This is a genomic window from Streptomyces sp. V4I2 (genome assembly GCF_030817655.1).
GTDB lineage: Bacteria > Actinomycetota > Actinomycetes > Streptomycetales > Streptomycetaceae > Streptomyces > Streptomyces plumbiresistens.
The window spans coordinates 9,123,715-9,144,441 of the sequence record NZ_JAUSZM010000003.1; the positions used below are offsets into that span (position 1 = coordinate 9,123,715).

The following is a 20,727-nucleotide window of genomic DNA, read 5'->3' on the forward strand; positions in this document are numbered from 1 at the left end:
CGAAACTGACCGACATCCCCGCGTTCAACGCCTACATGGGCACGGGCTGGGGAACCCCCGACCGCACGCCCCGCGTCGTCCCCGGCGCCGCCGAGGCCGCCGCCGACCACCGGGCCCGGCTCGCCGCCGCGCTGCCCGACAGGACGGTCGTGCTGAGTGCCGGCCAGGCCCCTGTCCGCAGCAACGACACGACGTACGACTTCCGCCCGGACAGCGACTTCTACTGGGTGACGGGCTGCGCGGTCGAGAACGCCGTGGTCGTGCTGCGGGCCGGCGACGCCACGCTCTACCTGCCGCCCCCGGCCCACCCCGGTGAGCAGGCCTTCTGGCGCGACGCCCAGTACGGCGAGCTGTGGGTCGGGGCCGCACCGGGCCTCGACGACTGGGCACGGGCCCTGGGCATCGACGTACGCCCCCTCTCGGACCTGCGCGAGAACGTGAGAGCCGACGAAGAGGCCGGCCGAACCCTGGCCGAACTGCGCATGTACAAGGACGAGTGGGAGGTCGCCCAACTGCGCCGGGCCGTGGACCGCACGGTCGAGGGCTTCGCCGCCGTCGTCCGCGAGATCCCGGCCGCGATCGAGGGCCCGGGGGAGCGCTGGCTGCAGGGCACCTTCGACCGGTACGCCCGCGCGTACGGCAACGGCCCGGGCTACGCGTCGATCGTCGGCAGCGGCAAGCACGCCCCGACGCTGCACTGGGTACGGTGCGACGGCCCGGTCCTCCCGGACGAACTGCTCCTGCTCGACCTGGGCGTGGAGGTCGACAGCCACTACACCGCCGACGTCACCCGCACGTTCCCGGCCTCCGGCCGGTTCTCCGCCGCCCAGCGGCAGGTCCACGACCTGGTGGAGAAGGCCCATCGGGCCGGCCTCGCGGCAGTGGGCCCGGGCCGCCGGTTCACCGACTTCCACCACGCCGCCATGGAGGTGATCGCGCACGGCCTCGCCGACTGGGGGCTGTTGCCGGTCTCCGTGGACGAGGCGCTCTCCGACACCGGGCAGCACCATCGCCGCTACCTGGTGTGCGGCATCGGCCACCATCTGGGCCTCGACGTGCACGACTGCGCGCGGGCCACCGACGAGGCCTACCAGGGCGCCGCGATGGCCCCCGGCATGGTGCTGACGGTCGAACCCGGCCTGTACTTCCACGCCCACGACCTGACCGTGCCCCCGGAGCTGCGGGGGATCGGCGTGCGCATCGAGGACGACATCCTGATCACTTCCGAAGGGCCGGAAGTCCTGTCCGACGTGCTGCCGTTGGACGCTGCCGGGCTGGAGAAATGGATGACGACCCGATAGGCAGTGTGACATTGCACCGGCTTCACGGCCGACCCTAGAGGCGGACAGTCATCCGTACGGTCACGTCGTCACCTGCCGAGAGACCTTGCGGCTTGCGCACCGCGTTCTTGAGCGGCAGCAGGTAACGGCCGTCCTTGGGGAAGAGCGACGTCTCGAAGACGACCTCGCCGATCCTCGCCTCGACCGGGATCACGCCCCAGCCGTAGGTGGCCATCGCGGCCACCTCACGGATGTCGGCGGACTCCTCGTCCGGCACCGGCAGGAAGTAGTACGGCGCCGGCCCGCGCCATTCGATCACCCGGCCGGTGAAGGCGAGTTGCATGAGGTCAGGGCCCGTTCGTCGAGGACGGTCAGCTCGCGCTCAGCGTACCTGCGGTGCGCGCGGCAGCAACGGCCGACGTCGGTCCTCCGCCACGGCCTACCCCGGGTCGTCGAAGGTGACGACGACCTTCTCCGCGGCCCCCGGCGTCAGCGCGAGTGCGAAGGCCCGCTCGACCTCGGCGAAGGGCACACGGTGGCTGATCAGCTGGCGAAGCTTTCGTGGTGCTCGACGATCTCCGGCGTGACGTCGCAGATCTGGGTGGGGTACTGCGCTTTCGTCCCATCGCCGACGGACTGGCTCGCAGGAGGCGGCGAGGTTCTGTCCCGGTGAGTGGAAACGAGGGTCACGTCCGTCGCGGGCGCGGAGCGGTTGGGGACGCCCGCCCCGTGGACACCCTCTTGACGTCGACCGGAGCTCGCCCGACACTCCAGACAGGAATCCTAGTGAACAGGTAGGGAAACATGGGACGCCTTGGACCGGTCACCGCCGATGCGAGCCGTACGTCCGGGCCGTCACCCCTTCTGACCTCCCGCCGTCACATCGATCTGCTGCGAGTGTGCAGCGCGATCGGCCCCCTGGGCTGAGCCCGGCCCACCTCCGCGCCCCGACGGCTGCCGTCGCCGTCGCCCGAGGGGAGGGCCGCCCGCTCACCGCCCGACGTCGCTTCCGCCGCGCGTACGTCCACGCACTCACCCCGGGGAGAACCATGTCCGTCACACCGCTGGCCACCGTCCGCTCCGCCCAGCCCGCTCCCGCGTTCCGGGGCAGGATCGGCCGGGACGCGCGCAGCGGGCACTACGCCGTGCCGCGCCGCTACCGACTCCATCTCGCACCCGCCTGTCCGAACGGGCTGCGCATCGCCGTCGTGCACAGCCTGCTCGGCCTCGACGACGCCTGTCCGGTCACCTTCCTGGACGCGGTCCCCGACGGCCCCGACGGGGGACACTCCGTGCTGCGCCCGCTGTACGAGGCGAGCGCGCACCGGTATGCCGGGGCGGCCGTCGGACCGGTGCTCAGCGACGACTGGTCCGGGCGGATCGTCAGCACCCACGCGCCCGACATCACCCGCGACCTGGCCCGGCACTTCGGAGGCGGCCGTACGGCGCCGTACCCGTGCGGGGCGGAGTCGGAGATCGAGGCCGTGGAGCGGATGTGCGGACAGGGCATCGAGCAGGCCGCACAGGCGGCCGGGACGGTGGGTCCGGAACTGGCGCCTGGCGAGGGGCTGGACAGGTTGCTGGAGACGCTGGGTTCGCTGGAGCGGTGGCTCGTCGGCCGCGAGTACCTGATCCGCGACCAGATCACCGCCGCCGACGTCGAGTTGTGGGTCGCCCTGGTCCAACTCGACACCGTGCACCGCCACCACCTGGACGCCGCTGTGGTGCACCGCATCGCCGACCACCCCGTCCTCTGGGCCTACGCCCGCCGCCTGGCCGCCCACCCGGCCTTCGGCGTCCACCTCGACCTCGACGGCATCGCCCGCCGGCACCACGCCCACTGCCAGGGCCTGGAGGCCGCCGGATCGGCCGTACAGATCCTGGACTGGGCGGGCCACGCCGGTCGGAGTGCCTGACCGTGCCCTGAGAGCCGAAGCGCCTGACCGTTCCTCGAGAAGAGCCGCCGGACCCGGAACAGACCGCATGGCCGGGCCGTTGTGACTGACGACTACACGTGCACGACGACATGTGCACAACGACACGTGCACGACTACACGTGCACGACGACCCCGGCGCACCGGACGGAGGTGGAGGACATGCCCCGCATGCCCCACCCCCGTGTCCTGAACCCGCGCCGCTGTGTCCTCCTCCATTCCCGGCCGCACATCGACCTGCAGCGCGTTGCCGGCGCGCTCTGTTGTTCCTGACCCGTCGCCCGCCACCCGTGCCCTCCCCGATGAGGGCCGGTGATCCCGTACGGACCCTTCAGGAAGGCACCCACCCGTGTCCCCGTCTCCCTCTTCCTCCCTGCACCTCGCCGTCGCCCTGGACGGCACCGGCTGGCACCCGGCCTCCTGGCGCGAGCCGGTGGCCCGTCCCCGCGAGCTGTTCACCGCCGGCTACTGGGCCGACCTGGTCGCGGAAGCCGAACGCGGTCTGCTCGACTTCGTGACCATCGAGGACGGCCTCGGCCCGCAGTCCTCCCGCCCCATCGAACCGGACGAGCGCACCGACCAGGTCCGCGGCCGTCTGGACGCCGTGCTGATCGCGGCACGCATCGCCCCGCTGTCCCGGCACATAGGTCTGGTCCCGACCGCGGTGGTCACGCACACCGAGCCGTTCCACATCTCCAAGGCGATCGCCACCCTCGACTACGTGAGCACCGGCCGGGCGGGCCTCAGGGTGCAGATCACCGCCCGCCCGAACGAGGCCGCGCACTTCGGCCGCCGCACCATCCCCCGAATCGACGCCTACGACAGCCCAGGCGCCCGGGGCCTGCTGACCGACCTCTTCGACGAGGCCGCCGACTACGTGGAGGTCGTGCGCCGGCTCTGGGACAGCTGGGAGGACGACGCGGAGATCCGGGACGTCGCCACCGGCCGCTTCGTCGACCGCGACAAACTGCACTACATCGACTTCGAGGGCAGGCACTTCAGCGTCAAGGGTCCCTCCATCACGCCCCGCCCGCCGCAGGGCCAGCCACTGGTCAGCGCCCTCGCGCACGACACCGTCCCGTACCGCCTGGTGGCCCGGGCGGCCGACGTCGGCCACGTCACTCCGCACGACACCGACCAGGCCCGCGCGATCGTCGCCGAGATCCGCGCCGAGCAGGCGGCGGCCGGCCGCGCCGACGAACTCCTGCACGTCTTCGGTGACCTGGTGGTCTTCCTCGACGACGATCCGGCCGAGGCCGCCGCCCGCCGGGACCGGCTCGACGCCCTCGCGGGGGAGCCGTACACCAGCGACGCCCGCATCTTCACCGGGACGCCTGCCCAACTCGGCGACCTTCTGCAGGAGTTAGCGTCGGCGGGCCTGACCGGCTTCCGGCTGCGTCCCGCCGTCCTCGGCCACGACCTCCCGGCGATCACCCGCGGCCTGGTCCCCGAACTCCAGCGCCGTGACGCCTTCCGCCGGGCCTACGAGGCCGACACCCTGCGCGGACTGCTGGGCCTGGCCCGCCCCGCCAACCGCTACTCCCCCAGGCTCTCGGCTTCGCTCGAGCCCGGGGGGACCCCCATCGCCTGAGCCGGAAGGACCGCAGACCCATGAGCAAGCCCCTGAAGCAGATCCATCTGGCCGCCCACTTCCCCGGCGTCAACAACACCACCGTCTGGAGCGACCCCGCGGCCGGCAGCCACATCGAGTTCGGCTCCTTCGCCCACTTCGCGCGGACCGCCGAACGCGCCAAGTTCGACTTCCTGTTCCTCGCCGAAGGACTCCGGCTGCGCGAACAGGGCGGCAGGATCTACGACCTGGACGTCGTCGGCCGCCCCGACACCTTCACCGTCCTGGCCGCGCTCGCCGCCGTCACCGAGCACCTCGGCCTGACCGGCACCATCAACTCCACCTTCAACGAGCCCTACGAGGTCGCCCGCCAGTTCGCGAGCCTCGACCACCTCTCCGGCGGCCGCTCCGCCTGGAACGTCGTCACCTCCTGGGACGCCTTCACCGGCGAGAACTTCCGCCGCGGCGGCTTCCTCCCGCAGGACGAGCGCTACTCCCGGGCGAAGGAGTTCCTGGCCACCGCGAACGAGCTCTTCGACTCCTGGCAGGGCGACGAGATCCTCGCCGACCAGGCCACCGGCACCTTCCTGCGCGACGCGAAGGCAGGCTCCTTCGTGCACACCGGGCAACACTTCGACATCCACGGACAGTTCAACGTCCCGCGCTCCCCGCAGGGCCGGCCGGTCGTCTTCCAGGCCGGCGACTCCGAGGAGGGCCGCGAGTTCGCCGCCTCCAGTGCCGACGCGATCTTCAGCCGGTACGCCACCCTCGACGCGGGCCAGGCCTTCTACACGGACGTCAAGAACCGCCTCGCCAAGTACGGCCGCAGCCACGACCAGCTCAAGATCCTGCCCGCCGCGAGCTTCGTCCTCGGCGACACCGACGAAGAGGCCGAGGAGATCGCCAGGCACGTCCGCCGCCAGCAGGTCAGCGGCGCCACCGCCCTCAAGCACCTGGAGTTCGTCTGGAACCGGGACCTGTCCTCGTACGACCCGGACGGCCCGCTCCCCGACATCGACCCGGACCTCGGCGAGCACCACATCGCCCGCGGCCGCGCCCAGGTGCGGATGTACCGCGACCCGCTGGCCACCGCCTGCGAGTGGCGCGAACTCGCCGCCGCCCACAACTGGTCGATCCGCGACCTGGTCATCGAGACCGGCAACCGCCAGAACTTCGTGGGCTCCCCGGCCACCGTGGCCAAGACCATCAACGACTTCGTCCAGTCCGACGCCAGTGACGGCTTCATCCTCGTCCCGCACATCACCCCGACCGGCCTCGACGTCTTCGCCGACCAGGTCGTCCCCCTGCTCCAGGAACAGGGCGTGTTCCGCACCGAGTACGAGGGCCCGACCCTGCGCCACCACCTGGGCCTCGCGCACCCGGACGGTCACTCCTTCCAGTCGAGCTGATGCTCGGGAGTCCCCACCGACCGTCCGTACGCGATCGCCTCGGCGCGGCCGGCCTCATCACCGAGCCGGTAGCGGAACACCTTCCCGGCGAAGGCGACCACCCGCTCGTCCCCGGCGATGAAGTCCGCGTACCAGCCGTTCGCGGGCTCCAGCACGTCGGCGAGCGCGTCCGCGAGCAAGCCCACATGGTGGTCGTCGTCGGTCTCCCACTCGACGAACGTCCACAGCCGCGGCTGCGCGGCGGTCGCGCTCGCCCCGACATCGACCCGGCTCACCTTGCGCAGCCGCAGTCCGCGCGGCTCGAACACGGCGCCGGGGCGGAGGCTCTCGCCGATGACGTATCCGGTGATCACGTGCTGTCTCCCTGAAGGTCGGTGTCCTGTGTGCGGATGACGCTACGACCCCATGACTGACATCCTGTGTCAGTCATACGGGGAGGAAGCGAGCGCCCGATGCGAGCGGACCGACTGCTGTCACTGCTGCTCTGTCTGCAGTCCCGCGGGCAGATGACGGCCCGTCAACTCGCTGCGGAGCTGGAGGTGTCGGTCCGTACCGTCTACCGGGACCTGGAGGCGCTCGGCTCGGCCGGGGTGCCGGTGGTGGCGAGCGGCGGGCCCGGCGGCGGGTGCCGCCTCATGGACGGCTGGCGCAGTCCGCTGCTCGGGATCAGCGCCGAGGAGGCGACGGCCCTGCTGGCGGTCTCCACGGGCGGCCCTCTGGAGCGGATCGCGCTGGGCGACGCGCTGGCGCAGGCGAGGCTGAAGCTGCTGGCGTCGCTGCCTGCGGGCGGCCGGGAGCGCGCGCACACCGCGGCGAGCCGCTTCCACATCGACACACAGGCATGGTTCAGGCCGCCCGAACCGGTCCCGCACCTCGCCGTGCTCGTCGATGCCGTACGGCGGGACAGACGCCTGCGCCTGACCCACGCGCACCGTGACGGCCGGACCACGGCGAGGGTCGTCGACCCACTGGGGCTCGTCGCGAAGGCGGGCGTCTGGTACGTGGTCGTGCGGTCGGACCGTGGAATCCGCGCCCACCGGGCGTCACGGATCGCGGCGGCGGAGCTCCTCCCCGACCCCTTCACCCGCCCCGCCGACTTCGACCTCGCGGACCACTGGGCCCGCTGGACCGCCGACTTCGAGGCAAGCCTGGACCAACTCCCGGTCACCGTACGCCTCACGACCGCCGCCCTCGCCGCCCTGCCCGAGGTCCTCGGCGACACCACGTCCGCCGCCCGCGCGACCCCGGACCCGGAGGCCGGCTGGCACCGCCTGGTCCTCCACTTCGACTCCGCACGCGCCGCCTGCCGCCGCCTGCTGGGCTTCGGCCCCGACGCCGAGGTCGTCGAACCGTCGCAGGTCCGGGAGGAGTTGGCCGAGACCGCCCGCCGCACCGCCGCCCGCTACCGGGCACCGCGCGGCTCCCTGCCATGATCGACGCCATGGCTCTTCGTATCGTCCCCGCCGAGGTCACGGACCTCCACCAGGTCCTGGCGGACCACGCCCGCTACTGGGGTGACCGCGACCTCCGTGCGCTGCATCTGACGGCGCTGGTGCAGGAGTTCGGGTCCACCTGTCTGGTCGCCCGCTCCGACGACGGCATCCGCGGCTACCTCATCGGCTTCGTCACACCCGACCACACCGGGTACGTGCATCTCGTGGCCACCCGGGACGACGCACGCGGCACCGGCCTCGGCCGCCGTCTGTACGGGGAGTTCGTCGAGGCCGCGCGGCGACAGGGCGCGGTCCGCCTCAAGGCGATCACCTCGGTCACCAACGAGGGTTCCGTCGCCTTCCACGGCAGCCTGGGCTTCGACGCCCGCGTCGTGGAGGACTACGACGGCCCGGGCCGGCCTCGTGTCGTCTTCACCCGGGACCTGCCATCCGTACGGGATCCCGAGATGCATGCGGAGCTCGGCGGCTGACGGAAGTGGCGTGGGTCGGGGGGCAATGTCACCCTCCCCCGAAGGTGACATTGCCCCCTGACCGCTCCCCCGGCGCCGGACAGTGGCCCAGCATCGCCCGTGTGCGGCCCGCATGTGCTGTCACCAGCACATGACCGCTGTTTCCCCCGAACCCCAGCTGGAGTACAGGCGCACACGGACGAAGTATCGGCGGCCCTTGACGAGACGGGCCTTGATCGTGGCGTTGCGCGGGGTGCCCCCGTCGTCCTCACCGGTGAGGTAGCGGGGCTCCTGGTCCCGCTCCTCGAAGAGCACCACCAGGGCGTCGCTCTCCCCGAAGGTGCCCACGGTGTACTCGCGGGTCTCCGGCGGCTCGATGACGAAGTCGGCCTGCTCGCCCGGGGCGAGCCCGAGCGGCGCCGAACGGAAGGGCACCAGTGCGGGCGCCGGCCGGGCCTCGGCCGACGGGTACCAGCGCAGGACGTACTCCTTGTCGGCGGCGGAGAGCGTGCCGGGCGGGTTGAGGCCCGCACGGTACTGCTCAGGCTCCAGGATCAGCCCCGCCTCGAAGGGATACTCCATGATCGACTGCGGGTCCCAGACCGAGCCGTTCACCTCCCGCGGGTCCAGCTTGCGCAGGATGTTGAAGAACGTCCGGTCCCGGCTCCAGAAGTTCGGCGGGCCCGCCAGATCGGCGTAGACGGCCTCGTCGTCCCAGTGGATGCCGGCGAACGGGCTCTGGTGCTCGTGCAGCATGCCGAGCCCGTGCCCGATCTCGTGCAGGGCCGTCCCGCGCTCCCCGGGCGCGGTCAGGTCCCAGCCGAAGTTCATGGTGCGGTCGTGCAGACCGACCCGGAGGGCGTCCTTGCCGACGGTCGACCAGGAGCCGTCGCCGAGCTGGAACCCGATCCGCAGCTCGGCCTCCGAACGGTCCTCGACCTCAGTGAACCGGACGCCGATGCCGAGGTCCTGCCACTCACGGAAGCACTCGCGTACGACGTCCCGCTGCTCCTTGGCGCCGACCCACGACACCCGCCTGGTCGCGCCGGATCCCGGCACGGGAATGACGGAGCCGTCGGTGTCGTCGTCGAAGAAGTAGTAGTGCAGCACGGTCTGGTTGGCCCACATCCGGCCGCCCGCGATGAGCGCACTGTGCCGCTCGGCGGCCAGTCCCGGAGTGAAAGCCGGGGCGGGCTGCTGCGCGAGTGAGCAGTAGCGTGCGGTCATGGCGAACAGACTGCCCCGGGCCGCCCCGGGGCGCCTGAGTCGGGGGCTACTCAAGTCCCCCTGTATCAGGCGTGAGTATGGCGGCTCTTGCTGTCGTGACGATTTTCGAACGGGACGCGAAGACGCTGGAGCTGCCCTGGCCGTTCACCGGCCGGGAGGATGAACTCGACCTGGTTCGCAGGGCCCTGACCGCCGCCCGCCACGGCATCGTGGTGACCGGTCCGGCGGGCAGCGGCAAGACCCGCCTCGCCACCGAGGCGGTCCGCGGCACCGACTGCGCCAAGGTCGCCGGGACGCCCGAGACCCGGCAGCTCCCCTTCGCCGCGTTCGCGCACCTGCTCCCCGAGTCCGTCTCCCTGCACCGCGCCGTCCAACTCCTGTCCGGCACCCGGCTGCTGCTGGTCGACGACGCCCATCTGCTCGACGACGCCTCGGCCGCCCTGGTCCACCAGCTGGCCGTGCACGGCCGCACCCGCCTCCTCGTCGTCGCCACCGAGGGCGCCCCGGTGCCCGGCGCCATCTCCCGGCTGTGGACCGGGGAGCTGCTGCCGCGCCTCGCCCTGGAGCCGCTGCCGCGTGAGGAGACGACCCAGCTGCTCGCCGCGGGCGCCGGTGAGGGCCTGGAGCCGCTCACCGTCGACCGCCTGTACCGCCTGTGCCAGGGCGACCTGCGGCTGCTGCGCGACCTGCTGGGCGCCGTGCGCGGGCTGCTGGCTCCCGTCCCGGGTTCCTCGGGCGAGTGGGCCTGGCGCGGCCCGGTGCCGGTCACGGCGACCGTCCGCGAACGCACCGCGCACCTCCTGGACCGCACCGACCCCGACGAGCGCGAGACCCTCGAACGGCTGGCCTTCGCCGAGCCCCTCCCGCTCCACCTCGACGACCTCGACCTGCGTCCCCTCGAACACCTGGAGGCCGACGGCCTGGTCCTCGTCGACGACCACGGTGCGGTGCGCCTCGCCCACCCCCTGTACGGCCCGGTCCTGCGCGCGGCGGCCGGACGGCTGCGGGCCCGGCGGCTGTCCCGCACGCCGGACAGCTGCGGGGCCGCCCTGGCCGCCGAGTCCGCGGCACTGACCAGGGGCATCGAGCGGGCGGACGTACGGGCGATCCCGGCACCGGTGGGGGAGTGGCTGCTGGACGAGGGCGCCTCGGTGCCGGCCGGATACGCGGCCGTCCGCGCGCGGTTCTCGCGGCTGCGGGGAGAACTGCGCGAGGCGGCGGCCTGGGCGCGGGAGGGCTTGCGGGGGCCCGGCGACCGGGTGTCCTGCCGCAGCGAACTCGCCCTCGCCGTCGCCCAGTCGGGCGACGCGACGACCGCGCACGAGATCCTGGGTGGCCGCCCTCACGGGGGTGGGGCGGCCACCTGGCTGGCGGCGGCGGGCGGCGACCTCGACGGGGCCGTGGCGGCGATCACCGACGACGGGTACGACGCCGTCCGGCTCGGTGTCCCCGAGGCGGCCGGCGGCCGGCTGTCCGGCGTCTTCCGCGGGCACGCCGACGCGCTCGCCCGCGGCGACGGTCCCGCGCTGGACCGGGCGGCCCAGGAGCTGGAGGAGCGCGGCTTCCTGCTGTTCGCGGCCGAGGCGCACGCCCAGGCCGTACGCGCCCACCGCGATCCGCGCGCCGCCCGCACCTCACGTACCCGTGCCGTCGCCCTCGCCCGCCGCTGCCAGGGCGCCCGCACCCCGGCGCTGTCCGGCCTGGTCCTCGGCGAACTGACCGCCAGGCAGCGGCAGATCGTCACGCTCGCCGCCGCCGGCCTGAGCAACCGGCAGATCGCCGAGAAGCTCACCCTGTCGATCCGTACCGTCGGCAATCACCTCTACAGCGCGTACGTCCGCCTCGGCGCGAGCGACCGCGGCGCGCTGCCGTGGCTCGTCGAACTGCCGCAGGCGCAGCCGGCCTGAGCCGCACCCACCGGACCGGCGGTCTGACCCCCGTCATCGGGGGAGGGGTCAGGCCGCCACACGCACAGGATCAGACGGCCCCACGCACCGGATCAGGCCGCCACCCGCACAGGTTCAGGCCGCCCCGAACGCCGAGAACGCCCACCCCGTCGCCTGATGGGTCGCGTCACCCGGCACCGCGGCACGGGCGTCGCGCAGGGCCTCCGCCAGGGACAGCCCCGCGCTGAGCCCCTTGTGCAGGGCGAGCATCAGCGGCACCACCGCGGCGTCGTTGACGGGCGCACTGCACGCCACCACCCCCGCCGTGCCCAGCGGCAGCAGCGCGGTGACCAGGCCGAGCAGCTCGTCGGCGCCGACGGACGCGAACCGGGCGGTGTCGCAGCAGGAGAGGATGATCCGGTACGGGCTGCGGTCCAGGCGTTCGAAGTCGTGCACGATGAGCGGACCGTCGGCCATCCGCAGCGACGAGAACAGGGGGCTGTCCGCGCGGAAGGTGCCGTGCGCGGCGATATGGGCCAGTGCCGAGCCGTCCAGCTCCTCCAAGACCTTGGGAACACGGGCCTCCTCGTGCTCGAGCACGGTCGATCCGCCGTACCGGTCGGCCAGTTCGGGTACTTCGGCGCCGCCGGTCGCCAACCCGGGCCCCCTCACCAGCACTTGGCGGCCGCCCGGCGGCGGTGCCGTCTCCCGGGCGCGCAGCCAGCTGCTCGCCGACGGCGACACGCTGAACACCCGCTCCCGCAGCGACGGCAGCAACGCCCACGGCACCCGGTGCAGCCGTCCCGGCGGCACCACCACGACCGGGCCCGTGCCCAGATGCGCGGCCGCCGGACCGAACAGCAGCTCCTCCAGGCGGCGCCCCGCGGCCTCCACCACCGGAAGCCGGGCCTCCGCCCCCGGATGGGCCAGCCGCCGCAACCCGGCCTGCACATGCTCGGCCTCGGTCTCCGCCTCGGCCAGCAGCCCGGCCTCGAACCGCCGCACCCGCCCCCGCCCGCACAGCAGCACCTGCACCCGCCCGTCGAGCACGGCAAGTTCCACGAGCCGTACGTCGTCCCCCAGGCGTTCCAGCAGCCGGGCGGGGTCGAACCGGTCGCCGTCGCCCGGTGCGTCGCCCCGGATGTGCAGGGTCCGGGAGCGGATCTCCCGCTCCAGCCGCCGCTGTTCACGCTCCAGTGCGGGAACCGGACGGCCCTCCATCCGGGCGGCCTCGGCGCGGGCGGCGATCTCCCGGAAGGCGGTCATGCCGCTGAGCAGGGCGGGGTCGGCCGGGGGCCGGGTCGGCGGCGCGGACAGGACGGTGGCCCGCCAGCGTTCGCTCCACACCAGCAGCCGCCGCGGGCCGCCCGAGTCGAGACTGGCCTGCTGGGCCAGCGCGGCGAGTTCAGCGCCCTGCGCGGTGGCCCGGGCCCGCAGCTCCGAGGCGCCGAGCGTGGTCCGGTGATCGTCCAGCACGTCGAGGCCGCGCCGGCAGGCCTCCAGGACACCCCGGCTCGAACCGGCGGCCCGGGCCCACAGCGCCTGTGCCGCCCAGCCCGTCATCCGCGCCAGCGGCGGACCGCTGTGCCTGCTGCGGGCGGCGACCGTCAAGTGCCGTTCGGCGTCGGCCGTCCAGCCGAGGCCGAGAGCGATCCGCCCGGCGAGCAGCGAGGCCTCCGGAGCGGCCGGTGCGCCGAAGGAGGCCAGCCGGTCGGCCACCGCGGCGGCGTCCGCGACCAGCCGCCCCGAGCCGCGCCCGGCGGCGACCCGCGCCTCGATCAGCACCAGCCGGGCGTGCGTCTCCCACCAGGTGCGCCGCTGCCCGGCGAACAGCCGTACGGCCATGTCCGCGCGCGCGATCGCCGTATGCGGATCACCGGCCGACCGGGCCGCCCGCGCGGCGGCCAGCAGCAGCTCGGCCTTGCGGGTGGACTGCCCGCCGATGCCGTCCAGGACCGCGATCGCCGCGTCCGCCTCGGCCAGCGCCTCCGGGGCGAGCCCGGCCGCCATCAGGACCTCGCAGCGCCGGATGTTGAGCATGAAGGTCGGCGTGCCGAGTTTGGCGTACCGCTCCTCGGCCTCGTCGAGCAGCCGCAGCGCCGCCGGGATGTCGCCCGACCGGAACGCGGCAAGTCCCCGGCTCTCCACCGCGTCCGCCTTGTCGTGCTCCTGGCCGGTGGTGTCCCACAGCGCCTCGGCGGCGGTGAAGTCGGCCTCCGCGCGGTCCACCGTGCCGAGCGCGAGATGCACTGTCGCGCGCAGGGTCAGCGCGCGCGCCGTCCAGATGACGTCGTCCGCCTGCCGCAGTACGGGGACCGACCGGCGTACGTCCTCCAGCGCCTCCCTGTGATGCCCCAGCACCCACGAGGCGTAGGCCCGCCGGAACAGGACCCGCGCGCGGGTGTGCCCGCTGCTCACCGCGACACCCCGCTCCAGCGCCTTCAGGCCCTCCCGGGTACGGCCCGCATGCACCAGGGCCACACCGAGGGCGGCCAGGACGTCCGCCTCCCGGTCGGGAGACTCCGCGCGCACCGCCAGATCGCGGGCCAGGCGCAGGTGGTGCAGCGCGATCTTCAGATCGCCCCAGTCCCGCTGCCAGATCCCGATCACCTGGTGGGCGACAGAGGCACACCACGGAGACGGGTCTGAGTCGAGCACGGCCTGCGCCCGTGCGAGAGCCTCGTTCGGTGCGGCGAACACCATCGGCAGCAGTTCGAGAACCGAGTCGCTTCCCGCTGTCACCCCATGGATGGTAGTGGCCCCGGTTGCATGCCACACGAGTTTGGTGCTGTATCAAGCAGCGCGGTGGCGGCTCTGACTGACGACCCGCCGCCTCAACGGGAGGACATGCCATGGCACCACAGCGTTTCCGCGAGCAGTTCGACCAGATCCAACGCTCCATGCCCGACGTTCCGCTGGCCCTGGGCCCGGACGACTCGGCCGAGTTCGTCTACGAGAAGGGCGTGATCCTCGCCCGCGACGGCGAGGAGGCACGGCTCGTCGAGGACAGCGTGCGCGCCCACTTCACCGAGGCGCCCGACCTGACCCCCGAGCACGTGCGGCGGGCGAGCCCCGAGACCAACCGCTCGGGCATCACCCGTATCCGGGTCGGCGACCCCGGCCAGGGCGACCGGCGCGGCGACCCGGCCGTCGCCAACGCCCTGCGCGCCCTGCGCGCGCCCGAGGGACGCGCCGGACGCCGGCTGGTCAGCCGCAACCACGTGGTGTCGATCGCGGTCAACTCCTGCCCCGGCGACGAGCCCGTGCCCGCCCCCCGCGCGCAGGGCACCAACCCGGCCCCGGCCGAGGCCGGCCACGACCCGGACACCGCCGTCGGCGTCCTCGTCATCGACAACGGCCTCACGCACGACTACCCGGCGGCGGGTTCCCTGCTCGCCCACGTCCAGGGCGACCTGCACGGCACAGAGACCGACAGCCAGGGCAACCTCCTGCAGTACATCGGCCACGGCACCTTCATCGCGGGCCTCGTCGCGGCCGTCGCCCCCAACACCGACATCACCGTGCTGAGCAGCCTCACCGACGCCGGCGCCATCCTGGAGTCGGAGTTCGGCGAGCGGCTCTTCGACGCCGTCGAACAGCACGGCTGGCCCGACATCATCAGCCTCTCCGCCGGCACCTCCAACGGCCGCACCGACGGCCTGCTCGGCATCGACGCCTTCATGACGGAACTCCGGCAGCAGCGCACCCTGCTGGTCGCGGCGGCCGGCAACAACGCCAGCGCCACGCCCTTCTGGCCCGCCGCCTACGCCTCGCTGCCCGACTACCACGACGCCGTCCTGTCGGTCGGCGCGCTGCGCGGCGACGGCGAGCACGGCGCCTGCTTCAGCAACCACGGCGCCTGGGTGAACGCCTACGCCCCCGGCGAGCGCCTCACCAGCCCCCTCACCGGCTTCGACGCACCCGTGCCGTACGTGTACCAGCACTCCACGTACGACGACTGCCGCTACGGCTTCACCTACGCCTGCACCTGTCAGTCCCCGCAGCACACCGGTGTGCTGAGCGAGGAGGGCGACACCGTCACGCCCGACCAGGTGACGTTCGAGGGGCTCGCGCAGTGGAGCGGCACCTCCTTCGCCACCCCGGTCGTCGCGGGTCTGATCGCCGCCCACATGACCGCCCACAAGGAGACCGACCCCCGCGTCGCCCGGCAGCAACTGCTCGCCTCCAACACCGAGTTCGCGGAGGTGCGCGGGGCGCACGTGCCGGCTCTGCGGCCGGCCACCTGGCGGCCGGTCCCGGGCGGGCAGCCGCCGGCGGGCGCATGACGGCCGGAACCGTCCACTCCACGGCGTACGATGACTTGCCGTACACGAGGGGTGGGACCGTGGACCGTGCAGAGGTCGGCGCGCTCGTCCAGTCCGCCGTCGACGGCGACGCGGCGGCCTGGAAGGCGCTGGTGGAAGGGCTGAGCCCGCTGGTGTGGTCCGTGGTGCGCGCGCATCGGCTGTCCGACGCCGACGCGCACGAGGTGTACCAGACCGTGTGGTTCCGCTTCGCCCAGCATCTGGGCCGGATCCGCGAACCGGAGAAGGCGGGCTCCTGGCTGGCCAGCACCGCGCGGCACGAGTGCCTGAAGGTGCTCAAGAGCTTAAGGCGGCTGATGCCGACGGACGACCCGCAGGTCCTGGACCGGATCAGCGAGGACCGTACGCCGGAGCAGTCGTTCCTCGATTCGGAGGAAGCCGCCGCCGAGACCGAGCGGATCCGGCGGGTGTGGCAGGAGTTCGAGGAACTCGGCGACCGGTGCCGGCAGTTGCTGCGGGTGCTGATGGCCTCGCCGCCGCCGAGCTACCAGGAGGTGTCCGGCGCACTGGGGATCGCGGTGGGCAGTATCGGGCCGTTGCGCCAGCGCTGTCTGCGCCGCCTGCGGGCCCGACTCGACGCACGGGGAGCGTTGTGAACGACATGAACGACATGAACGACATGAGTGATCTGAACGACCTGAATGGTGGCTCCTTCGCCGACGAAGGCATCGGCGACGAGGAGTTCGGCGACGGACCGGACGCCGGGTTCGACGACAGTCTCCTGGACGATCTGCGCCTGGCGGCCGGCATCCTGGACCCGGTGCCGGCCGAGCTGCGGCAACTCGCCGTCGAGGCCTACGCGCTGCACGACCTCGACGCCCGGCTCGCCGAGCTGACCTTCGATTCGCTGGTCGACGCGATCCCGGTCAGAGGAGCGACGGATTCGCCGCGGATGCTGACCTTTCACACCGGTGACGTGACGGTCGACGTCGAGGTGACGGCACAGGGCCTCATGGGACAGGTACTGCCCCCGCAGCCGGCCGGCATCGAGGTGCTCAGCGGACCCCGCACCGGCGCCTCGCTCACGGCCGACGACATGGGGCGCTTCACCTCCGACGTGGCCCCCGCCGGGCCCTTCGCACTGCGGCTGCGGGCCGGCGGGGAGGTGGTGGTCACGGAGTGGCTGCGGGCCTGAGCCGGCGGCCCCTTCGCACCACGGGGACGGGCGGGGCCCGCGGATCATCGCCTTCCGGCGCCGGATGACCTGGCCGGCGGTGACCGCGAGCCGCAGCCCGGGCATCCGGTCGAGCAGTGTGCCGACCAGCAGCCCGGTCTGCAGCCGGGCGACGACGGCGCCGGTGCGGGAGGGGGCAGAGGGCCCTTGCCCATGAGGTCCACGAGGCCGCGTCGAACTCCGTCCCCTCCAGGCCGCACTCGGCCGGCCCTGTACCGGCGGCGGCACCTGCCCGGTCGGCGCCGTGGTCTCCTCGGTCGTGCCCCATCCTCACCACCGCCCGTCCGCCTTTCCCTCCGGGGTGGTCCAGCGGGGGTCAGCCGGTCAGGGCGTCGAGGAGGCGGGCCAGGGCGGGCGCGTGAGGGGTCGGTCCGGCGCCCGCCCTGGCCCGCCTCCGCGGCCCGTCTGTCCGTCCGCCTTTTGTGCCGGGGTAGTTCAGGGGGTCAGCCGGTCAGGGCGTCGACGAGGCAGGCCAGGGCTTGCGCAAGACGCGTCAGCCCAGGGCCGGCCGGGCCGCCCGGCTCGCTCATGTAGGTGTCCCGGCGGATCTCCACCATCAACGCGCTCACCCTCCGCTCCGTCCCGTAGAACTCCAGCGGCACGTACGCCCCGCCGAACGGGCTGTCGAGCCCGATCTCCCCGCACTCCGCGAACGCCTCCCGTGCGGCGGCGAGCAGTTCGGGCGGTGTGTGGAAGGAGTCGGTGCCCAGACAGACCGGCGGCCGCGGCCCCTCGCCGTGCAGCTCGTAGGGCAGGGCGCGGGTGGGATAGGAGTGCACATCGATGATCACGGCCCGTCCGGCGGCCGCGAGCCGCTCGGCCACGGCCGCCGTCATCGCCCGTGCGTACGGCCGGAAGTACCGCGCGATCAACGGCTCCGGGTCGGTGTCCGCGGGCCGCAGCGGTGCGCGATGCGTCGTCCGCGTGTACACGGCGCCCATCCCCACGGCGAGCATCTCCTCCCGCTCGTCCGGGAACCGTTCCGGGTCCACGACCAGCCGCGAGAGCCGGTTGACGAACCGCCAGGGAACCACCGAGGACAACTGGGAGGCCTCGGCGGCGATCTCCGCGGTGTGCGCGTCGGTGATGTGGTCGAGCTCCCGCTCCAGCTCCGCGTCGTCCAGCACGATCCCCGCCCGCACCGCAGGCGGTATCTCCCGCGCCGAGTGCGGCACATGAAGGATCACCGGGGAGTCCGCCGCGCCGGGCAGCAGCTCGAAGGACGGTGCGGCGGAGGTCATGAGGCGGCTCCCGGGGGGCGTTGTCAGTGGCGTGGTTCACGATCAAGGTGCCACATCGGAACGTCGAGGAAGGGCGGGGCGCAGCATGCCCGTCAGCAACCAGCAGGTGACCGCACACCCGTTTCTCAAGGGGCTCTACCAGGACGACTACTACCCCGACCGCGTGGTGGACCGGGGCAGGGAGATCCTGCTGCGGCTGTGCGAGCGCATCGAGGCCGAGTGGCCCGCCGACCTGTTGGCGCTGTACGCCCTGACCCAGGCGGCCACCGAGGAGTTCAACGACCTGCAGGCCGCCTTCGAGGAGGCCGACAGCGACATCGAGACGGTGGCCCGCGAGGAGATAGCCGAGGACTTCTGGTTCGTGGCACAGGCCTACGGCTTTTCGGACGCGGACGTGGAGGCGCTGATCGCCACCCGGGACTGGTGAGACACGGCTCCGCCCCGGCCGGGCGGCTGCCGGCCGGGGCGGAGTCAGGTACGGGCCTGTCTTGGGCCGTCGCGTCAGCTCAGGGACGCGAGGGCCTCGTTCCACGTGGTGGACGGGCGCATGACCGCGGCGGCCTTGGCCGGGTCGGGCTGGTAGTAGCCGCCGATGTCGGCCGGCTTGCCCTGGACGGCGTTCAGCTCGTCGATGATCTTCTGCTCGTTCGCCGCAAGGGTCTCGGCGAGCGCCGCGAAGGCCTTCGCCAGGTCCGCGTCGTCGGTCTGCTTGGCCAGCTCCTGCGCCCAGTACAGGGACAGGAAGAAGTGGCTGCCGCGGTTGTCGATGCCGCCGACGCGACGGGTCGGCGACTTGTCCTCGTTGAGGAAGGTCGCCGTGGCGCGGTCGAGGGTGTCGGCGAGGACCTTGGCGCGGGAGTTGCCCGTGAAGTCGGCGTACTGCTCCAGGGACGGGACCAGCGCGAAGAACTCACCGAGGGAGTCCCAGCGCAGGTAGTTCTCCTTGACCAGCTGCTGGACGTGCTTCGGCGCGGAGCCGCCGGCGCCCGTCTCGAACAGGCCGCCGCCCGCCATCAGCGGGACGACCGACAGCATCTTGGCGCTGGTGCCCAGCTCCAGGATCGGGAACAGGTCGGTGAGGTAGTCGCGCAGCACGTTGCCGGTGACCGAGATGGTGTCCTCGCCGCGGCGGATCCGCTCCACCGACAGCTTGGTCGCCTCGACCGGGTTCAGGATCCGGATGTCCAGACCCTCGGTGTCGTGCTCCGTCAGGTACGCCTTGACCTTGGCGATCAGGTTGGCGTCGTGGGCGCGGGTCTCGTCCAGCCAGAACACCGCCGGGTTGCCGGTGGCGCGGGCGCGGGTGACGGCCAGCTTCACCCAGTCCTTGATCGGGGCATCCTTGGTCTGGCAGGCGCGGAAGATGTCACCGGCGGAGACCGTCTGCTCGATCACGACGTTGCCGGCCTGGTCGACGAGGCGGACCGTGCCGGTGGTGGGGATCTCGAAGGTCTTGTCGTGGCTGCCGTACTCCTCGGCCTTCTGCGCCATGAGGCCGACGTTCGGGACCGAGCCCATCGTCGACGGGTCGTAGGCGCCGTTGGCGCGGCAGTCGTCGAGCACGGCCTGGTACACGCCGGAGTAGCTGGAGTCCGGCAGGACCGCGAGGGTGTCGGCCTCCTGGCCGTCCGGGCCCCACATGTGGCCGGAGGTGCGGATCATGGCCGGCATCGAGGCGTCGACGATCACGTCGGACGGCACGTGCAGGTTGGAGATGCCCTTGTCGGAGTCGACCATGGCCAGTTCCGGGCCCTCGGCGAGCTCGGCGTCGAAGGAGGCCTTGATCTCGGCGCCCTCGGGCAGGCCCTCCAGGCCCTTGTAGATGCCGCCCAGACCGTCGTTCGGGGTCAGGCCGGCCGCGGCGAGGGCCTCGCCGTACTTCGCGAACGTCTTCGGGAAGAAGGCGCGCACCACGTGACCGAAGATGATCGGGTCGGAGACCTTCATCATCGTGGCCTTGAGGTGCACGGAGAACAGCACGCCCTCCGCCTTGGCCCGGGCGATCTGCGCGGTGAGGAACTCGCGCAGCGGCGCGACGTGCATGACGGACGCGTCGACGACCTCGTCCTTGAGGACCGGTACCGACTTGCGCAGGACTTTGGTGGAGCCGTCGTCGCCGACCAGCTCGATCTTCAGGGAGCCCGCCTCGGAGATCACGGCGGACTTCTCGGTGGAGCGGAAGTCGTCGACGCCCATGGTCGCCACGTTCGTCTTGGACTCGGCGGACCAGGCGCCCATGCGGTGCGGGTGGTTCTTGGCGTAGTTCTTGACCGACGCGGGGGCGCGGCGGTCGGAGTTGCCCTCACGCAGGACCGGGTTGACCGCGGAGCCCTTGACCTTGTCGTAGCGGGCCTGGATGTCCCGCTCCTCGTCGGTCTTCGGGTCGTCCGGGTAGGCCGGCAGCGCGTAGCCCTGGCTCTGCAGCTCGGCGATCGCGGCCTTGAGCTGCGGGATCGACGCCGAGATGTTCGGCAGCTTGATGATGTTGGCCTCGGGCGTCTTGGCGAGCTCGCCGAGCTCCGCGAGGGCGTCCGCGATGCGCTGCCCCTCCTCCAGGTACTCCGGGAACAGCGCGATGATGCGCCCGGCGAGGGAGATGTCGCGGGTTTCGACGGCGACACCCGCCTGCGAGGCGTACGCCTGGACCACCGGCAGGAAGGAATACGTCGCCAGGGCCGGGGCCTCGTCAGTGTGCGTATAGATGATGGTCGAGTCAGTCACCGGGTGCTCCGCTCCACGTCTGCAACATTGCTCGACATCAAGATATCTCCTGATCGA

Annotated in this window: 19 protein-coding genes; 13 read left to right on the plus strand and 6 right to left on the minus strand. The window is 72.5% G+C overall.

Annotation, left to right across the window (positions count from 1 at the left end; translation table 11 throughout):
* The first annotated feature begins 35 nt into the window (after nt 1-35).
* Nucleotides 36-1,301 (plus strand): aminopeptidase P family protein, encoded by a 1,266-nt coding sequence (locus QFZ76_RS42605; protein ID WP_373464564.1) that lies wholly within the window; start codon nt 36-38, stop codon nt 1,299-1,301.
* A 34-nt stretch (nt 1,302-1,335) separates the two neighbouring features.
* On the opposite strand, the gene QFZ76_RS42610 is transcribed toward QFZ76_RS42605, so the two are convergent.
* A complete protein-coding gene (locus QFZ76_RS42610) occupies nt 1,336-1,623 on the minus strand; it encodes a DUF1905 domain-containing protein (protein ID WP_307678693.1) in 288 nt (95 codons plus the stop codon).
* Nucleotides 1,624-2,084: 461 nt separating this feature from the next.
* Between QFZ76_RS42610 and QFZ76_RS51975 the strand changes: the two genes are divergently transcribed.
* The 5 genes from QFZ76_RS51975 to QFZ76_RS42625 all read left to right on the plus strand — a co-directional run bounded on the left by QFZ76_RS51975 (nt 2,085) and on the right by QFZ76_RS42625 (nt 6,193).
* A complete protein-coding gene (locus QFZ76_RS51975; protein WP_323186290.1) occupies nt 2,085-2,207 on the plus strand; it encodes a putative leader peptide in 123 nt (40 codons plus the stop codon).
* A 122-nt stretch (nt 2,208-2,329) separates the two neighbouring features.
* Complete coding sequence (locus tag QFZ76_RS42615) at nt 2,330-3,196, plus strand: glutathione S-transferase C-terminal domain-containing protein (protein WP_307678694.1); 867 nt, start codon at nt 2,330-2,332, stop codon at nt 3,194-3,196.
* Nucleotides 3,197-3,385: 189 nt separating this feature from the next.
* Nucleotides 3,386-3,487, plus strand: a complete 102-nt coding sequence (locus QFZ76_RS51980; protein WP_373464565.1) for a putative leader peptide — start codon at nt 3,386-3,388, stop codon at nt 3,485-3,487.
* Between the two features lie 76 nt (nt 3,488-3,563).
* The gene (locus QFZ76_RS42620) at nt 3,564-4,805 is read left to right on the plus strand and encodes an LLM class flavin-dependent oxidoreductase (protein ID WP_307678695.1); all 1,242 of its coding nucleotides are present in this window, start codon (nt 3,564-3,566) and stop codon (nt 4,803-4,805) included.
* A 20-nt stretch (nt 4,806-4,825) separates the two neighbouring features.
* Nucleotides 4,826-6,193, plus strand: coding sequence for an NtaA/DmoA family FMN-dependent monooxygenase (locus tag QFZ76_RS42625; protein WP_307678696.1), 1,368 nt, complete (start codon nt 4,826-4,828; stop codon nt 6,191-6,193).
* Here the strand turns inward: QFZ76_RS42625 and QFZ76_RS42630 are convergent.
* Complete coding sequence (locus QFZ76_RS42630; protein WP_307678697.1) at nt 6,172-6,546, minus strand: hypothetical protein; 375 nt, start codon at nt 6,544-6,546, stop codon at nt 6,172-6,174. The genes QFZ76_RS42625 and QFZ76_RS42630 overlap by 22 nt on opposite strands.
* 99 nt (nt 6,547-6,645) lie before the next feature.
* Between QFZ76_RS42630 and QFZ76_RS42635 the strand changes: the two genes are divergently transcribed.
* Both QFZ76_RS42635 and QFZ76_RS42640 read left to right on the plus strand, forming a co-directional pair.
* Nucleotides 6,646-7,626, plus strand: coding sequence for a YafY family protein (locus QFZ76_RS42635; RefSeq protein ID WP_307678698.1), 981 nt, complete (start codon nt 6,646-6,648; stop codon nt 7,624-7,626).
* Between the two features lie 8 nt (nt 7,627-7,634).
* The gene (locus QFZ76_RS42640) at nt 7,635-8,117 is read left to right on the plus strand and encodes a GNAT family N-acetyltransferase (protein ID WP_307678699.1); all 483 of its coding nucleotides are present in this window, start codon (nt 7,635-7,637) and stop codon (nt 8,115-8,117) included.
* 120 nt (nt 8,118-8,237) lie between these two features.
* On the opposite strand, the gene QFZ76_RS42645 is transcribed toward QFZ76_RS42640, so the two are convergent.
* The gene (locus tag QFZ76_RS42645; RefSeq protein WP_307678700.1) at nt 8,238-9,323 is read right to left on the minus strand and encodes a M12 family metallopeptidase; all 1,086 of its coding nucleotides are present in this window, start codon (nt 9,321-9,323) and stop codon (nt 8,238-8,240) included.
* Between the two features lie 77 nt (nt 9,324-9,400).
* Between QFZ76_RS42645 and QFZ76_RS42650 the strand changes: the two genes are divergently transcribed.
* Nucleotides 9,401-11,230 (plus strand): LuxR C-terminal-related transcriptional regulator, encoded by a 1,830-nt coding sequence (locus QFZ76_RS42650; protein ID WP_307678701.1) that lies wholly within the window; start codon nt 9,401-9,403, stop codon nt 11,228-11,230.
* A 114-nt stretch (nt 11,231-11,344) separates the two neighbouring features.
* On the opposite strand, the gene QFZ76_RS42655 is transcribed toward QFZ76_RS42650, so the two are convergent.
* Entirely contained in the window at nt 11,345-13,912 is a 2,568-nt protein-coding gene (locus QFZ76_RS42655; RefSeq protein ID WP_307680293.1) for a CHAT domain-containing protein, read from the minus strand.
* A 149-nt stretch (nt 13,913-14,061) separates the two neighbouring features.
* On the opposite strand from QFZ76_RS42655, the gene QFZ76_RS42660 reads away from it, so the two are divergent.
* Genes QFZ76_RS42660 through QFZ76_RS42670 form a run of 3 tightly spaced genes read left to right on the plus strand, consistent with a single transcriptional unit; the run spans nt 14,062 to nt 16,669 of the window.
* Nucleotides 14,062-15,495 (plus strand): S8/S53 family peptidase, encoded by a 1,434-nt coding sequence (locus QFZ76_RS42660; protein ID WP_307678702.1) that lies wholly within the window; start codon nt 14,062-14,064, stop codon nt 15,493-15,495.
* The gene (locus QFZ76_RS42665) at nt 15,492-16,130 is read left to right on the plus strand and encodes an RNA polymerase sigma factor (RefSeq protein ID WP_307678703.1); all 639 of its coding nucleotides are present in this window, start codon (nt 15,492-15,494) and stop codon (nt 16,128-16,130) included. The genes QFZ76_RS42660 and QFZ76_RS42665 overlap by 4 nt, the downstream gene beginning before the upstream one ends.
* Nucleotides 16,131-16,144: 14 nt before the next feature.
* A complete protein-coding gene (locus tag QFZ76_RS42670) occupies nt 16,145-16,669 on the plus strand; it encodes a hypothetical protein (protein ID WP_307680294.1) in 525 nt (174 codons plus the stop codon).
* A gap of 482 nt (nt 16,670-17,151) precedes the next feature.
* Here the strand turns inward: QFZ76_RS42670 and QFZ76_RS42680 are convergent, their stop codons facing one another.
* The gene (locus tag QFZ76_RS42680; protein WP_307678704.1) at nt 17,152-17,949 is read right to left on the minus strand and encodes an N-formylglutamate amidohydrolase; all 798 of its coding nucleotides are present in this window, start codon (nt 17,947-17,949) and stop codon (nt 17,152-17,154) included.
* Between the two features lie 85 nt (nt 17,950-18,034).
* Here QFZ76_RS42680 and QFZ76_RS42685 point away from each other — a divergent pair, with 85 nt between their 5' ends.
* Nucleotides 18,035-18,376, plus strand: coding sequence for a DUF5713 family protein (locus tag QFZ76_RS42685; protein ID WP_307678705.1), 342 nt, complete (start codon nt 18,035-18,037; stop codon nt 18,374-18,376).
* 74 nt (nt 18,377-18,450) lie between these two features.
* On the opposite strand, the gene QFZ76_RS42690 is transcribed toward QFZ76_RS42685, so the two are convergent.
* A complete protein-coding gene (locus QFZ76_RS42690; protein ID WP_307678706.1) occupies nt 18,451-20,670 on the minus strand; it encodes an NADP-dependent isocitrate dehydrogenase in 2,220 nt (739 codons plus the stop codon).
* Between the last annotated feature and the right edge of the window lie 57 nt (nt 20,671-20,727).